The organism is Acinetobacter sp. ESBL14 (genome assembly GCF_036668815.1).
In the GTDB taxonomy this organism is placed as follows: domain Bacteria; phylum Pseudomonadota; class Gammaproteobacteria; order Pseudomonadales; family Moraxellaceae; genus Acinetobacter; species Acinetobacter gyllenbergii.
Genome location: NZ_JAZEVS010000003.1, coordinates 394,081 through 410,191, shown reverse-complemented (window position 1 = coordinate 410,191; position 16,111 = coordinate 394,081). Strand labels below are relative to the sequence as shown.

The window sequence follows — 16,111 nt, the reverse complement described above, 5'->3', positions numbered from 1 at the left end:
ATCCAACTTTTAACCACGTCCTCGTTGCACATCGAAGCCGTCCATTCCACCATAACCAAAACTGACTTGGCGACGGCACCATGGGCAAGTCACGTCCTCGCTAAAACCGTCATAACACATCAATTGGCCGCAACCACACATCGCAAAAGCCGTTTCAGCCAAACAATGTGGACATTCTGGGGTGCCTTGTAACAGCGTGGTATTGACCTGCTGCTGATGCTGGGTTTGATCAGACCAAGTGAAATAGTCCTCATCAATTTTGCAGCATTCAGTCAATTGAAAATGATATAAATTTAGGTTGATATTTAGATCTTGAGGCGCTTGATACTGAATTTCACGTTCAAATTTCATTAAATAGGGTCGATTCAGCTTGCCACAGCGCCCCACAAAAGTGACACAGTTTTCATCCACCAAGGTTTTCTTGGCTGGCAAATCCTTGACCAGACGCATATAGCGCTCATCAATTGGTGGTAAATGATCTTGCTGCTGCCCATCCCCAATACTTTTACTTTGTGCAACGACAGAAGCACTAATCCATTGGAAAAACTTTTTAAAGTCTTGTTCATTCAACTCATCAAAAGCAATACAGTGTTCTGTTAATTGCTTGAGCGTTGCATAATCAACGTTTTTACCCATTCCCAAGGCAATCAGCGTACAACGTCGTGCATATTTTTTTTGCCATCGGTAAATCGCATCTTTACATTCATCAGTTGGACGACCATCCGTAAACAAATATACGATTGGCTTCCAATCCCCTTTGGTGTCTTCCGTTGTTTTAATCAAATGACGATCAAATTCATTCATCAAATGTTCTAAGGCCTTACCTAAATGTGTCCCACCACCTAAAGGTAATTTCGCAGGATAATAGGCATACACCTCAACCAAAGGAACTAAGGTTCGAACAATCCCTGCAAATGCTATAACAGAAACATACACGGTTTCCAAGGCATATGGATCTTGACGTAATTGTTGCATAATCAACTGGATGCCTTGTTGCATCTGCTGAATATTTTGCCCTGCCATCGACTCAGAACAATCCAATACGAAAAAAACAGGTAAACGGCGCATCTTCTGATTATCCTTAATGTATTTTTTTATTTACAACACCAACTGCACTTCAGGCGGCGGTGGTGGCAATGAAACAGAACCTGAAATCCCAGCACTACTGCTTCCAACGACGACACTGGCAGACACCCACTTAAAGAATCCTGCAAAAGAAGCCGCATCCATGGTATCCAATACCACTACTTTATCAGTAAGTTGCAGGAGATGTTCCTGTTTGGCCTTTGGTCCAGCGGCACAAGCAACGATACTGGCAAAATTTAACTGTTGTATGACTGGAATTGCTTGCTGATAGGCGTAGACATCTGAAGGCGAGCCATCAGTCATCACAAATAACAGTGGACGCCAGTCTCCTTTGACCTCATCGGTACTTTTTTGTAATTGCTGACTCACTTGCTCTGCCAGCAACTCAAGTGCAGCGCCCATAAATGTTGCACCTGCACTCGGCACATCGATATCTGCAAGTTGTACTTGATCTAAAGGCGTTAAAGGCAAATAAACCTTCGCCTCCAAATCAAAGGTAATAATACTTAAATGCACGCTCTCCAATGCATAAGGGTCTTGGCGCAATGCACTCAACATAGACTGCAAGCCGACGTTCACCGAATGAATTGGCTCACCTCGCATTGATCCAGAGGTATCTAATAAAATATAAACGGGTAAACGGCGCATGTTGTTCTAAACCTTTCTTTAGCCGAAAATCAATTTTTTAAGCGTATTGTTTTAACCATTCCACAAATGAATCAGATTGGGATGCCTGTCCGACTGCATTAAATTTCCATCCTGCCGATTCACGAACAAGTTCAGCAAACAGTAGTGAGCGCTGCTGATCATATTGCCCAGTACCTGACAAATCGAAACGGACCATTTCCTTACCTGTAGTATCCACTGCACGAATAAATGCATTTTTGACTTGCCCAAAATGTTGTTTATTCTCAGCAGCTTTATAGATTTGCACCACAAAAACGACTTTTTGGTATTGTTGACTAAGGTCATTGAGCTTTACGACAATTTGTTCATCATCGCCATCTCCCGCACCTGTACGGTTATCACCAGTTAACCAAATATGTCCAGAAGAATGTTTTTGATTATTGAAAAAGATAACGTCACTATTTTCTAAGGTGACATTTCCTTGCGCATCTCGCCCCAGATTATTGACCTTGCCATTGCTCCCCACAAGGAAGGCGATCACATCCAAATCATATTCAGCGCCATTACCACCAAATAATCCACCAAGAAAGCCTTTTTTCTGTTCCTGAATATCCCAACCTAAACCAATCGTTACTTGAGACAAATTATTTTCAGTTTTACTTAAACTAATTCCTTGACCTTTATTTAAACTCACAGCCATGGTTTTACCCTCTTATTTAAACTTTGTTTTACTTTTATAGTACGATGTTGACTTCAGGTGGCGGTGGTGGCAAATCGCCCAACCCCGTAACTTCTTTTTGTCCTGCATCCACTTTCTGACTGCCTGTTGAAATACTGGCAGAAACCCATTTAAAGAATGCTTTAATCGTATTTGAATCTGCCGTTGCCAATTCAACCACAACTTCTGTGATTTGTTTTAAAATTGAAGTATCGGCTCCATGTCCCGCTGCGCAGGCGACAATCACCCCAGTTTTAACTTGTTGTAAACGTTGCAACCCTTTACGCCAATCATCTGTTGGCACACCATCCGTCATAATGAAAATCAAAGGTTTCCAGTCACCTTTGACCTCTGCGGTGGTTTTTGCCACTTCCTGTTCAATTTTATCGGCTAACAGCGCCAAAGCATCACCCAAGGCGGTGGTGCCTGTGACCTGCAAATCTGGCGCTTGGAAAACAGCCAATTCAGTTAATGGGACTAACTGTTTGGCTTGGCTATCAAAACTAATTAAAGATAAATAAGCCGTTTCCAGCGCATAAGGATCTTGACGCAAAGTCGAAAGTAAAATTTGTACCCCATTTTTTACAGCTTCTATAGGTTCGCCATGCATAGAGCCTGAGGTATCAAGTAATAAATAAACTGGTAAACGACGCATTATTTTTTACCCTTATTTCGTTATGATTTAAATTTTAAGCATAGATTACACTTTTAGCTTATCTAAATCATTACAAAGTAAAAAATAAATACTCTTCTGTCTATTTCAGCTAAGGATTAAGCTTAATATTGACCAATTCGGCATCAAAAGTATCGACCAAACTCTTAATCGTCGGCTCTTGATGTAATAACTCGACTGCACGATGGTAGGCTCTTTCTTTACGCTCATTCTGCATCATTAAAGGTGTATTGGAATCTACCGCAGCATATTGCACACTAAACAGTGTTTGTGGCCATTGTGCTTTTAACGCATCCTCCAAGCCATGCTGCAATTGCGATAACATACCTTCATATTCTTGAGGAATCTGAAAAACAGAAACAGCATTGATCTGTCCTTGCATCACACCATGTTGGGCTAACTCTTGAACCGCAGGTGAAAGCTGGCTGGTTCTAAACCAATATTCCCATTTCTCTAAATTCCACTCACCTTCCAAAACCTGCTCACGCAGTTTTAAAATATCTTGAGGCATCAGATCAGTTTGTCCATGATCTTGCTGTTTTATTACGGGTGCAACTGGCTTGTCTGCGACAACATTCGGTTCCGAAACAACCACTTCAGCTACGGACTCCGATACGAGATCAAGTACTTGCTCAACTTTCACTTGCTGCAGCGGTACTTGAGGACTTTGCTCGACAGGAAAAACCAGCACATCATCCGCCGCAACGATATTCGACTGAATCGTGTGTTGTTGTACTGATAGATCCAATCCAATTAACTGACCTTCCTCGGCATCAAACACCATGAGATGAGGTTCTTGATTGTGCTGTTCAGGTTCAGGTTCAGGTTCAGGTTCAGGTTCAGGTTCAGGTTCAGGTTCAGGTTCAGGTTCAGGTTCAGGTTCAGGTTCAGGTTCAGGTTCAGGTTCAGGTTCAGGTTCAGGTTCAGGTTCAACGCTAACCGTTTCTTGCTGAACTGCAAACTGATTTTCTGTACTTAAATCCTGTACTGGCTGATGCACTTCAGGTGCTGTAATTTGCGTAACAGGTGTTGCAGTTACGGTAACTTCATTCAAAGTCAAAGGTCTAAACGCCAGTAAACGCAACACAGTCATTTCAAAGCCTTGCTCTTGCGTCACTGCAAGTTGCAACTCAGCTCGACCTTTACAGGCAATTTGATAATACAACTGCAAATCTTGAGCAGAAATGAGTTTCGACAATTGTAGAATCTTTTGGTTAATTTCTTCACTATATTTCAAAGCAAGATCAGGCAAATATTGCAACAATGCCAGTTCATGCAAGGTCGAAACCAATTGATCCAAAACCAAAGATACATCTAAAGCTTGCTGTCTAAATTGTAGAAGTAGCTGACTTACTCGTGCTTGCTGATTTTGATGAATTGCCAGAATCAAATCATAAATAATGGTTCGGTCAATCAAACCGAGCATATCTTTAACATCTTGATGATGGACTGCACCTTGACCATAGGCAATTGCCTGATCTGTTAAAGACAATGCATCACGCAATGAACCTTGTGCAGATTCTGCAATTTGCCAAATCGCATCTTGATCGGCTTCGATATGCTCTTTATTTAAAATTGCTGTCAAATGTTCTGTGATTTCATCAACAGCCAAAGGACGTAAGGTAAATTGCAAACAGCGTGAGATGACGGTAATCGGCAGTTTTTGTGGATCAGTGGTTGCAAAGAGGAACTTCACATGCTCTGGTGGTTCTTCCAGTGTCTTGAGCAAGGCATTGAATGAATGCGTTGAAAGCATGTGCACTTCATCGATCAGATAAACTTTGAAGCGCCCCTGCGTTGGCGCATAAGGCACATTGTCGAGTAATTCGCGTGTATCCTCAACCTTGGTCCGTGATGCCGCATCGATTTCAATTAAATCAATAAAACGACCTTCATTTACGGCCTTACAGGTTGCACAGACTTCACACGGCGTTGAAGTCACGCCTGTCTCGCAGTTTAAGCATTTGGCTAAAATACGGGCAATCGTGGTTTTACCAACACCACGCGTTCCTGTAAACAAGTAGGCATGGTGCAAACGCCCACGTTCTAATGCGCTGGTTAAAGCACGAGAAACATGGTTTTGCCCCACTAACTCATTGAAATTACGTGGACGGTATTTTCTTGCCAGTACTTGATACATGAATGCTCCTTTTTGCGTCTTAAGCATACTGTTTTTTTGAAAGTCTGTGAATGAATCCGCTTCTAATTGATCAAGATTAAATACATTGCTGCACTTTTGATGACTATTTCGGAGCTTTTCATCACATTCAGACAAGACTTGCACCAATATTCAACTCAAGGGAGAATACGCACTAATTTATATGTTGTTGGTTTTATTTCCCATGTCTCAATCTTTAACGGTACTCGGCGGTATCAGCGCAGAACAATTTCTTAACGAATATTGGCAGAAAAAGCCGTTGCTGGTTCGTAATGCAATGCCTGAAATCATTGGTTTATTAGAGCCAGAAGATGTGCAAGAACTGGCGTTAGAAGAAGACGTTACTGCTCGCTTAATTCGTCAAAAAAATAAAAATCCAAATGAATGGCATGTGAAATCATCTCCTTTAACCAAAGGTGATTTCCAAAAGCTGCCGAATCTTTGGACCCTTTTGGTTCAAGCAGTAGATCACTATTCATTTGATATTTCAGAGCTTTGGAAGAAGTTTCCATTTATCCCTCAATGGCGTCGTGATGACATCATGGTGTCTTACGCACCTAAAGGTGGCTCTGTTGGTAAACACTTCGATTTTTATGATGTCTTTTTGGTACAAGGTCATGGCCATCGTCGTTGGCAATTGGGCCAAATGTGCGATGAATCAACTGAGTTTTTACCAGATCAGCCACTGAAACTTTTAGCTGAATTAGATATTCAGTTTGATGAAGTACTTGCACCTGGTGACCTGCTCTATGTCCCACCAGGTCTTGCACATTATGGCGTTGCAGAAGATGATTGTTTAACCTTCTCTTTTGGTTTCCGCATGCCTAATCTTTCAGAAATGATTGATCAGGTCAGTGATAAATTTGCAGAGAATACCTTACTCAAAAATCCATTGATCGATATTGCACGTCAGCAGACAGCACATCTAGGGGAAATTAACAGTACTGAGTTTTCATATTTAAAGACCCAATTACTTGATTATCTCACTCAGGCACCTGAATTTGATGCAGCGATCATGGCCTATATGAGCGAAGCAAGCTATCCAAACAACATTCCAGAGCCCGAAGAAGTGGATACTCATGATGTTGCCGAGATTATTGGGGCGGATTATCAAATTATTCTAGAGCCAGCCTCTCGCTTGCTGTATAGAAAACAAGGAGAATCTTTAGAGTTTTGGGCGAATGGAGATACAGTCTGTGTTTCAGAAACGTTCACTCCTTATCTAAAGCAAATCGCAGATGGTGAAAGCTTATTGTTAGATGACCGATTTAATCAAGTTGAGATTCTAGAAGATATCACAACACTGCTGAATACAGCCGTTGTGATGTTATTACCACCAAACGACAACTAGAACATGTATTTCTCTGTGGATAGAGATTAATCTCTATCCACATGTATCTAAAATCCAGATCCAAAAATAAAACCCTACTTTTTATAATGATTACATTTTAATGCTTGAATAAGAATTTTTTTTTAATAGACTAAAGCCAAGTCATTATAAAAATATTTGATAGAAATCATTTTGATACAACAGCAAGGAGTATGACTTGTGTTTAAAAAAATATTATGTTTTTCCTTTCTCGCATCCTCTTTCATTCTACAGACAAGCCACGCCTGCACCCGAGCAGTCTATTTAGGTAATAATAACCATATCATTACCGCTCGATCAATGGACTGGAAGGTTGATGTAGGCACCAACCTCTGGATTTTACCCAGTGGTGTAATTCGTGACAGCAATGCAGGGCCAAAATCTTTAAAATGGAAAGCCAAATACGGTAGTGTGATTGCCACAGGTTATGATATTTCAACGACCGACGGTATGAATGAAGCAGGATTGGTTGCCAATGTATTATGGTTAGTTGAATCTCAGTATCCAGACACCAAACAATCTAAAAAACCGCAACTCAGCATTTCGGCTTGGGCGCAATATGTTCTGGATAACTATGCAAGCGTTGCTGAAGCAGTCAATGCCTTAGAAAAAGAACCTTTTGATCTGATAACTGACAGTGTGCCTGGAGAACAACGCCTTGCAACATTGCATTTATCCATTTCGGACAAAACAGGTGATAGCGCCATTATCGAATATATCGGGGGCAAGCAAGTCATTCATCACAACAAAAAATATCAAGTCATGACCAACTCACCAATATTTGATCAACAACTGGCGCTGAATACGTATTGGCAACAAATTGGCGGAACGATTATGTTACCAGGTACCAATCGTGCTGCTGACCGCTTTGCACGCGCCTCTTTTTATATTAATGCCATCCCCAAAAATGACAATCCTAAAGATGCATTAGCGTCTGTTTTTAGTGTGATTCGTAATGCTTCTGTGCCTTATGGTTTAAATACAGCAGAAGAACCTAATATTTCATCGACACGCTGGAGAACCGTCGCAGACCATAAACAGCAGCTCTATTTCTTTGAATCCGCTGTTTCCCCAAATGTATTTTGGGTTGATTTAAAGAAAATTAACTTTAAAGATGGTTTAGCGCGTAAACTTGACCTTGGCAAAGATCAACAAAATACTTTTGCTGGTGATGCAACCGATCAATTTAAGATATCAAAACCATTTGAATTTCTTGGTCCACAACTACATCATTAACACTGAAATATTGAGTACATCCTAGAGAGTTAAAAAGATGAAAAAAACTTTAAGTTTACTGAGCCTTTGTATTGTGATGAGTGGCTGTGCAACCTTACCTGACTCTTCTGCCAGCTCAACAGGCAATCTTGCAACCGCAGGCTCTTTGAACTGCAAAGCAAACGAACTGTGCCCAAATGTTTTTGTTGAATGGGATAAACAACATAAAGAGCAATTAAGAGTCGAGACGGTACTCAATAGTAGTTATGATTATTATGATATCAAAAGCCTTACTTTCTTAATTGATGATAAAGCATTCACTTATCAGCCTGTTGGTCCAACACAGCAAAAAGACATCAATCGACTGATTCCAAGACGTTCATCGAATAGCTTTGTTCTGCCAAGCACATTTCTATATGAGCTGAAAAAAGCCCAAAATGTTGAACTTTCAATCGAAACAGACAAAGGCAACATCAAGCGTTCTGTCTACACACCAAGCCAGCAATCGATGTTGTATCACAACTTTATCAAGCTGATTGCAACCCTGCCATCTCAACAAAGTAAATCTTAAAATAGAAAATTATATGATGAAAGTCAGTTATTTATTTTAACTATAACTAACTGGCTTTTATATTATGTATTTATTCAAAATAGATTCCTGAGCAAACATTAAAAATTAGAACCGTTGCTTAAATATACACAAAATTACAAACAAGAATAGATCTCAATATAGTCCGATTATTAAATCTAAATCGCCTAAAAAACTAGTTGTCCTTTGAAAACAATTAGATGAATAATCACCAATCAAATAATTTTAAATTATTCTAATGTTTTATCGTATTTTAAGATTTAATTAATAGTTATTTTCTATAGATATAGAACATTATTTTTAAATCCCGCACTTGAAAATGCGGACTAAAGAATCATTTAAATAAATAATGTTATTTTTTCCTATGATATTTTCAAAATACCATGTAAAATCCCTGCCAAAATTGCATGATGAAATGCAACATGATGCTCTTGGCGATGGGCGAACTCGAGGCGTTATATGTCAAAAAAAGAAGATATTATTACCACTGCATTAAGACTTTTTAATTCGCACAGCTATAACTCGATCGGTGTAGATCGAATTATTAGTGAGTCTGGCGTTGCAAAAATGACTTTCTACAAATACTTTCCTTCTAAGGAGAAGTTAATTGAAGAATGCTTAGTGCAACGCAACATTAATCTCCAAACTTCTTTAAATGCGACTTTGGCAGAATGTGATCCAGATGATCATCTTGCCCAGCTTAAAGCAATTTTTGGATGGTATGCTGCGTGGTTTAATAGCGAAGATTTTAATGGTTGTATGTTTCAAAAAGCATTGGAAGAAGTGATTAAAATTTACCCTTCCACGCTGCAGCCAGCCACCCAGTACAAAATTTGGTTAACGGCTTTAATTGAAAACTTATTAAAGAACTTAGATATTCGCAATCCAACTCATCTAGCAACTCTGATTGTTAGTATTTTAGATGGTATGACCATTCAAGCACATGTTAACAAACACTCCGTTGAAATGGATGAATACTGGAAACGCGTAGAGCATCTAATTAGTTTTGAAAAAGCATTAGCGTAATTATCAAGTATCCCTTTATAGATAAAGGGATATTTTTTTATGAAAAAAAGAATAAAGATATATCAGAATAAAAAAATAAAGCGTGATTTATAGTTATTATTGTGGCTCACGCTTGCGTCTGAGTGTAAAAAGAATAATAAGTATTATTACCCTCTGGCGGTCGTACTTTCGCACTTCCGATCCTTCTTATGCAGACAGATCGTTCTGTCTTGTTTCTCATTATATATATTTTTTTGTAAAGCACAATCTTTTTTTGAACTTTTTTATATTTATTAATTATATTAATTACTTAATTTTATTGTTTAGTATTTTTAATAAATTGTTTGACCAAGGTTCGATTTTGATTACCGCCAACTTGATAAAAAACTATCAAAATCACAATAATGTGAATTAAATCACATATTTCTCATTAATTACCGATTATTCAACAGTATCACTATTTGTTATCACTTTTACTGATATACTTCTTCATTAAAAACCATTGCAATTATTCAGTTTTACTACAATTTTTCCGTTATGTGACTTTATACTAGCCACGGCTGTAACCGAGAGAGTATATGCATGCAAAAGGATTTCGAGATCGACGCAATGAGAGAATCTGCCAGTACAATTGTAACTGTACTGAAATCTCTGGCAAATACTGATCGTTTAATTATTTTGTGTCATTTAGCTAAACAAGAACTTAATGTTTCACAAATTGAAGAGTTGACCCAAATCTTCCAACCGACGCTTTCTCAGCAATTGATGATGCTAAGAAAAAGTAATGTTGTTTCAACCCGTCGCGACGGCAAACAAATTTTTTATTCAATTTTAGATCCTAAATTGAAAATTGTTTTAAACACCTTATATGAGCATTATTGTCCTCAGGCATAATTCTCTATACAAATTCCACCATACCCTCTTTAGCATTTTTTCTGCATAATATATATCATTTTATGATTTAGGCTGCTGTGCATGAAAATGTTAAAGCCAAACCTATCTAAACTATTTCCTGCGCGAAAATGGTTAAGCCAGTATCAGCTTTCTAGTTTAAAGTCTGATCTGATCGCTGCTTGCATTGTATTAGCTATGTTGGTACCACAAGGTATGGCTTATGCAATGCTGGCAGGGCTACCACCAATTATGGGGATATACGCGAGTATATTACCCATGATTGTCTATGCCTTTACTGGCAGTAGCACTACTCTTTCCATTGGTCCTGTTGCCATTATTTCGATGATGGTATTTACAGCGCTTGATCCTCTATTTGCTGCTGGATCAACTGCCTATATAGAGGCTGCTTATTTATTAGCGCTACTTGTCGGAATCATTTCTCTGCTTTTAGGTTTATTGCGTTTCGGTTTTCTTATTCAGCTGATTAGTCATCCAGTTATTCAAAGCTTTATCATTGCATCCGCTTTACTCATCGCCTTAGGACAGTTTAAGTTTTTACTGGATATTCCATTACAGGCAGGCAATATTCCTGAATTTTTACTGAGCTTATCTCAAAACTTGCACCAAGTTACTTTGACAGGCATAAGCTTTGGGCTAATTTCTGTTTTACTCCTGTTCATGCTTCCAAAACTGATTCGATCCAGTTTTCTAAATAAAATATTACCCTTACTCATGGTCTTGGCATCGATTGCAATCATTACTTTGCTTGGGAATGATGACCAAGCAATCAAAACTGTCGGTATCATTCCAACAGGTCTACCTAATTTCCATTTTCCGACCTGGAACACTGAGCTGATTCTGCAACTACTCCCAAGTGCATTCATGATAGCAATGATTAGCTTTGTGGAATCACTAGCCATTGCACAAGCCACGGCACTACAAAAGCGTGATGACTTAGACAGTAACCAAGAACTGATTGCCTTAGGCTTAGCCAATATTGCCGCAGGACTCAATTCTGGTTTTGCAGTCTCTGGTAGCTTATCTCGTACTGTTGTCAACGCTGATGCAGGAGCAAAAACCCCAATGTCTGGTGTTATTTCATCTTTATTGATGATCTCTGTCAGTCTTTACTTTACAGGCTTTTTTCAAAACCTACCGCTAGCTGTATTAGCTGCCACAATTTTTGTTTCTATCTGGAAGTTGATAACGCTGACTCCATTTATTGAAACATGGAAATATTCAAAAGCTGACGGACTAGCAATGTGGGTGACGTTCTTTGGTGTCACCTGTATAGATATTTCAACTGGACTCATTATTGGTATTGTATTGACTTTTGTTCTGTTGCTTTGGCGAATCAGTCGACCACATATTGCTGTAATTGGTTTAATTGAAGGAACTCAACACTTTAGAAATATTTCAAATTACAGTGTCATTACAACGCAAGCTGTGGTTTCTTTGCGTGTTGATGAAAATCTCAACTTTTTAAATGCCCATGTACTTAAAGGCCATGTAATTACAGCAGTGAGTCAAAATTCGCTATTGCAACATGTCGTGATCAACTGCTCAAGCATAAGCAATATTGATCTCAGCGCTTTAGAAATGTTAGAGCACCTCAATCGAGAGTTGGCTCAGTTAAATATCCAATTGCATCTATCCGAAGTAAAGAGTCCAGTAATGGAGCGACTATGTAAATCGCAGCTAAAAAATGATCTGACAGGCCAAATATTTTTATCACATTATCAAGCAATACAAACACTTTCGCCTGAAATGCTTGTAGAATAAGCAGCTTTTATTGATTTTTTTTTATACAAAAGGATGTGCCATGTTTTCATAATTTTTTTTTAAAAACATTGTGTTAATTTTTTCGGGATTTTTAAAGTAATTGAATTGCAAAAAAAATTTTATTATTCACGGTTCTTAGGTATAGAATACCGCGCTTGTTTAACCTTAAACCGTGCATAGGTTTATAAGGCCTTTATATGTTTAATGTACTGTCTCGCTTGAGCTTAGTTAGCAAAATTATTATCGCTATTTTTTTAGGGATTGGCGTCGCTTTGCTCTTTCCTAACTTTACACCCTATTTAAGTTTATTGGGTGAATTATTCATTAAAGCATTAAAGTCTGTTGCACCGATTTTAGTTTTTGTTTTAGTTTTATCTTCAATTGCAAATTTCCAGATTGGTCAGAACTCAAATATCAAACCTGTGCTGGTTTTATATGTAGTCGGAATGCTACTTGCTGCCTTCAGTGCAGTCACCGCCAGCGTATTATTCCCAAGCCAACTATTTTTACATTTACCGGCAGAAACTAGCCTTCAAGCACCAGGTAGCCTTGCAGAGATTCTAAAGAATTTACTTTTAAGTTTTATTGCAAACCCTGTTCAAGCAATTGGTGAAGCCAACTTTATTGGTATTTTGGCTTGGGCAATTGGTTTAGGTCTAGCGTTGCGCCATAGCTCCGACACGACCAAGCAAGTTTTGACTGATGTGGCTGGAGCAGTCAATAAAATCATTCATACCGTAATTGGTTTCGCACCAGTTGGTATCTTTGGTTTGGTTGCGGTGACATTTGCAAGTGAAGGCTTAGCAACCCTGACTAGTTATGCACATCTATTAGCCGTCCTCATCGGCACAATGCTATTTGTTGCTCTTGTGATTAATCCAATCTTGGTTGCGATTACCATGAAAGCAAACCCATATCCGCTCGTATTCACATGCTTGAAAGAAAGTGGTATCACTGCCTTCTTTACCCGTAGTTCAGCTGCCAATATTCCAGTAAACCTAGATTTGGCACAGCGTTTAGGTGTGAATGAAGCAACGGCTAGCGTTTCTATTCCATTGGGTGCAACCATCAACATGGCAGGCGCAGCAGTCACCATTACGGTGCTAACACTCGCTGCTGTACATACGCTTGGTATCCCTGTTGATTTAAGTACCATGATTATTTTATCTGTGGTTGCAACAGTTTCTGCTTGTGGCGCGTCTGGAGTGGCCGGTGGATCGTTATTGTTAATCCCTGTTGCGTGTAGTTTATTTGGTATATCATCAGAGGTTGCGATGCAAATCGTTGCAATTGGGATGATTATCAGCGTATTGCAAGATTCAACAGAAACTGCATTAAATTCTTCAACTGACGTCCTGTTTACTGCTGCTGTTGATTTTAAAGACCATCCAAGATCATAGGTTACTATGCCACTTCAACGTTTACCCAACTGGATTCAACTTGGTGCTTTCTTCCTTGCACTGAATGCAGGAATGGTAAACGTTTTGGGCTTATTTACAGTCCTGCATCAGTCCGTTTCACACATGACAGGCAACGTCAGTATGCTCGCAATGAGTTTACTTGACTGGCAGCCTGAACATTTTATCTACCTTAGCCTAGTTATCCTTTGCTTTGTGATTGGCTCTTTTTATAGTGGCTTAATCCTGGGCAATGGGAGCGTTGCTTTTGGTCGACGTTATGGTTTACCGCTGAGTTTAGTTGCGATCTTTCTGGTGCTCACTTGGCTCTTACTGCCTTATTTTCCACGCTACGGCCTGTTATGGGCCTGTGTTGCCATGGGCGTACAGAATGCGATGGTGAGTCACTATAAAGGTGCAATTATCCGCACAACGCACTTATCTGGCGTCCTGACCGATATCGGTTTAGCATTAGGCTATAAAGCACGTGGCTTGAAAGTAGAAAAACGCCGTATTTTTCTGCATCTTCTCATCTTTATCGGTTTTTTATGTGGTGGACTGATTGCGAGTCTGCTCTATCCTTATTTAAACTTACAGACCTTCCTCATTCCAGCAGCGTTAAGCTTAGCCATGAGTGTCGCCTACTGGATTTTCTATTTTCGTTCTTCATCAAACTCAAATTTGGATTGAATTATGGTTAAAAATGCATTGCAAGCTCAACTGTTAAAAGCAGGCTTAGTTGACAATAAAAAAGCAAAAAAATTAACCAAGCAAGTACAGCATGAACAACGTCTTGGGCAAAATGATGATGCTATCTTAAAAGCTGACATTGACCGTGCCAAGCAAGAAAAACTAGCCAAAGACCAAGCACTAAATCAAGAAAAACAAGCCATACTCGAAGAAAAGGCCTTAAAAGCCTCGATCATCCAAATGATCAAACACCACAAAGTCAAAGACATTGAAGGTGATGTAATTTATCAATTTATTGACGAAGCTAAAATCAAAAAAGTCTATCTTTCACAGCAAGTGTATAATGCTCTTGTTTCAGGTTCGCTTGTTATTGCCAAAGATCAAGACAGTTACGCCTACCTACCTAAAGCGCTGGCAGAAAAAATTGATCAAAAAATGCAGGGTTTTATCTTGGTCAATAACAATACTGAACATAATGATCAAACCACAGATGAAGAAGATCCATATGCAGCCTATGTGATTCCTGATGATCTGATGTGGTAAACCACCCAACAGTTATGTAAAAACGCCTTTACAAATCGTATATAAACTGTGATCAAGTTAATATAAAACACCATTACACCTTACAATTCCCGCTCAAAGAATTTATAAGGTGTTTTGGGTTTGGATTATTTAAAGTATTTGCGTAGTGAGTTAAGCCATTACCCATGGCTAGAAACAGCGATTGCATTAATAATTTTGATTTTGTTTGCTGCACTTGCAAACTTTATTGCGAAAAGAATTATCGTCCGTGGTATTCGCCATTTAATTACAAAATTTAAATCTCCAAATCAATCGATTTTTGCACAACATAGTGTAACTCAACGATTTGCCAATATCGTTCCTGCGATTGTCATCATGAATGGCATTACCACGATTCCGCATCTACCAGAGAAATTCATCAGCTTTGTACAAATGGGTGCGCAGGCTTTTATCTTCCTGACCCTAGCACTCACCGTCAGTGAAGCATTGAATATCTTTAACTTAATTTATCAACGTAACCCTAAATCAAGAAACAAGCCGATCAAAGGATATTTACAGCTGGTTAAGCTTATTTTGTTCGTGGTCTGCGGCTTGATGATTTTGGGGACTTTCTTAAAAAAAGATGTCTTCACCCTACTTGCAGGCTTCGGTGCAATGGCTGCCGTGTTAATGTTGGTATTCCAAAATACCATTCTTTCATTGGTGGCCAGTGTCCAAATTGCCTCTTATGACATGGTTCGCATTGGTGACTGGATCGAAATGCCATCATTGAATGCAGACGGCGATGTCATTGATATGTCATTACATACCGTGACGGTACAAAACTTTGATAAGACCTTCACCACCATTCCAACCAACAAACTGGTGACGGATACCTTTAGAAACTGGCGTGGGATGAGTGAATCAGGCTGCCGTCGTATTAAACGTTCACTGTTCCTAGATCAAAGTAGTGTTCACTTCATGAGTGATGAAGAACAGCAAAAATTAAAAGATTTCTTACTATTGGATCAATATCTCGATGCTAAGAAGTCAGAAATTGAAGAGTTCAACAATCACTTGAGCAATCAGTCTCGGTATAATCAGCGTCGTTTAACCAATCTTGGGACATTCCGTGCCTATGTTGAGTTTTACTTACGTCAGCATCAAGGGATTGCCCAAAATCAAACCATTTTAGTGCGTCAAATGCAGCCCACCAGTGAAGGCCTACCTTTAGAAATCTATGCCTTTACCAATACCATTGCATGGGCTTCTTATGAGGCAATTCAGTCTGATATTTTTGATCACCTGATTGCCATTATTCCTGAGTTTGGTTTAAGAATTTATCAAGCACCATCAGGTCACGATTTTCAGGTACTCTCTACTGAACAAACCGATAAAGCCTAATCT

The 16,111-nt window shown here is 39.1% G+C and carries 15 protein-coding genes; 10 read left to right on the top strand and 5 right to left on the bottom strand.

The window, feature by feature from the left end; genetic code table 11:
• Positions 1-9 precede the first annotated feature (9 nt).
• From V6E90_RS13080 to dnaX, 5 genes are all read right to left on the bottom strand, one after another.
• Entirely contained in the window at positions 10-1,068 is a 1,059-nt protein-coding gene (locus V6E90_RS13080; protein WP_278491856.1) for a TerY-C metal binding domain-containing protein, read from the bottom strand.
• A 30-nt stretch (positions 1,069-1,098) separates the two neighbouring features.
• Entirely contained in the window at positions 1,099-1,734 is a 636-nt protein-coding gene (locus V6E90_RS13075) for a vWA domain-containing protein (protein ID WP_004807629.1), read from the bottom strand.
• Between the two features lie 37 nt (positions 1,735-1,771).
• Positions 1,772-2,413 carry a TerD family protein gene (locus tag V6E90_RS13070; protein WP_332605558.1) on the bottom strand — a complete coding sequence of 214 codons (642 nt, stop codon included), beginning with the start codon at positions 2,411-2,413 and terminating at the stop codon, positions 1,772-1,774.
• Positions 2,414-2,447: 34 nt separating this feature from the next.
• Positions 2,448-3,086 (bottom strand): vWA domain-containing protein, encoded by a 639-nt coding sequence (locus tag V6E90_RS13065; RefSeq protein ID WP_016540376.1) that lies wholly within the window; start codon positions 3,084-3,086, stop codon positions 2,448-2,450.
• A gap of 109 nt (positions 3,087-3,195) precedes the next feature.
• Positions 3,196-5,244, bottom strand: a complete 2,049-nt coding sequence (gene dnaX / locus V6E90_RS13060) for a DNA polymerase III subunit gamma/tau (RefSeq protein ID WP_332605557.1) — start codon at positions 5,242-5,244, stop codon at positions 3,196-3,198.
• A 202-nt stretch (positions 5,245-5,446) separates the two neighbouring features.
• Between dnaX and V6E90_RS13055 the strand changes: the two genes are divergently transcribed.
• The 10 genes from V6E90_RS13055 (at position 5,447) to V6E90_RS13010 (ending at position 16,108) form a co-directional block, all read left to right on the top strand.
• A complete protein-coding gene (locus V6E90_RS13055; protein ID WP_016540378.1) occupies positions 5,447-6,613 on the top strand; it encodes a cupin domain-containing protein in 1,167 nt (388 codons plus the stop codon).
• A gap of 198 nt (positions 6,614-6,811) precedes the next feature.
• A complete protein-coding gene (locus V6E90_RS13050; protein WP_332605556.1) occupies positions 6,812-7,867 on the top strand; it encodes a linear amide C-N hydrolase in 1,056 nt (351 codons plus the stop codon).
• A 37-nt stretch (positions 7,868-7,904) separates the two neighbouring features.
• A complete protein-coding gene (locus tag V6E90_RS13045) occupies positions 7,905-8,417 on the top strand; it encodes a hypothetical protein (protein WP_065342741.1) in 513 nt (170 codons plus the stop codon).
• A gap of 477 nt (positions 8,418-8,894) precedes the next feature.
• On the top strand, positions 8,895-9,461 hold the full coding sequence (locus tag V6E90_RS13040) for a TetR/AcrR family transcriptional regulator (protein ID WP_065342742.1): 567 nt from the start codon (positions 8,895-8,897) through the stop codon (positions 9,459-9,461).
• 561 nt (positions 9,462-10,022) lie between these two features.
• Positions 10,023-10,334, top strand: a complete 312-nt coding sequence (locus V6E90_RS13035; RefSeq protein WP_065342743.1) for an ArsR/SmtB family transcription factor — start codon at positions 10,023-10,025, stop codon at positions 10,332-10,334.
• Between the two features lie 81 nt (positions 10,335-10,415).
• Entirely contained in the window at positions 10,416-12,116 is a 1,701-nt protein-coding gene (locus V6E90_RS13030) for a SulP family inorganic anion transporter (protein WP_332605555.1), read from the top strand.
• 197 nt (positions 12,117-12,313) lie between these two features.
• On the top strand, positions 12,314-13,516 hold the full coding sequence (gene sstT / locus V6E90_RS13025; protein WP_016540384.1) for a serine/threonine transporter SstT: 1,203 nt from the start codon (positions 12,314-12,316) through the stop codon (positions 13,514-13,516).
• A 6-nt stretch (positions 13,517-13,522) separates the two neighbouring features.
• Complete coding sequence (locus tag V6E90_RS13020; RefSeq protein ID WP_005203216.1) at positions 13,523-14,203, top strand: YoaK family protein; 681 nt, start codon at positions 13,523-13,525, stop codon at positions 14,201-14,203.
• A 3-nt stretch (positions 14,204-14,206) separates the two neighbouring features.
• Positions 14,207-14,746 (top strand): DUF2058 domain-containing protein, encoded by a 540-nt coding sequence (locus tag V6E90_RS13015; RefSeq protein WP_065342746.1) that lies wholly within the window; start codon positions 14,207-14,209, stop codon positions 14,744-14,746.
• 120 nt (positions 14,747-14,866) lie between these two features.
• Positions 14,867-16,108 (top strand): mechanosensitive ion channel family protein, encoded by a 1,242-nt coding sequence (locus V6E90_RS13010; protein ID WP_332605554.1) that lies wholly within the window; start codon positions 14,867-14,869, stop codon positions 16,106-16,108.
• Positions 16,109-16,111 lie beyond the last annotated feature (3 nt).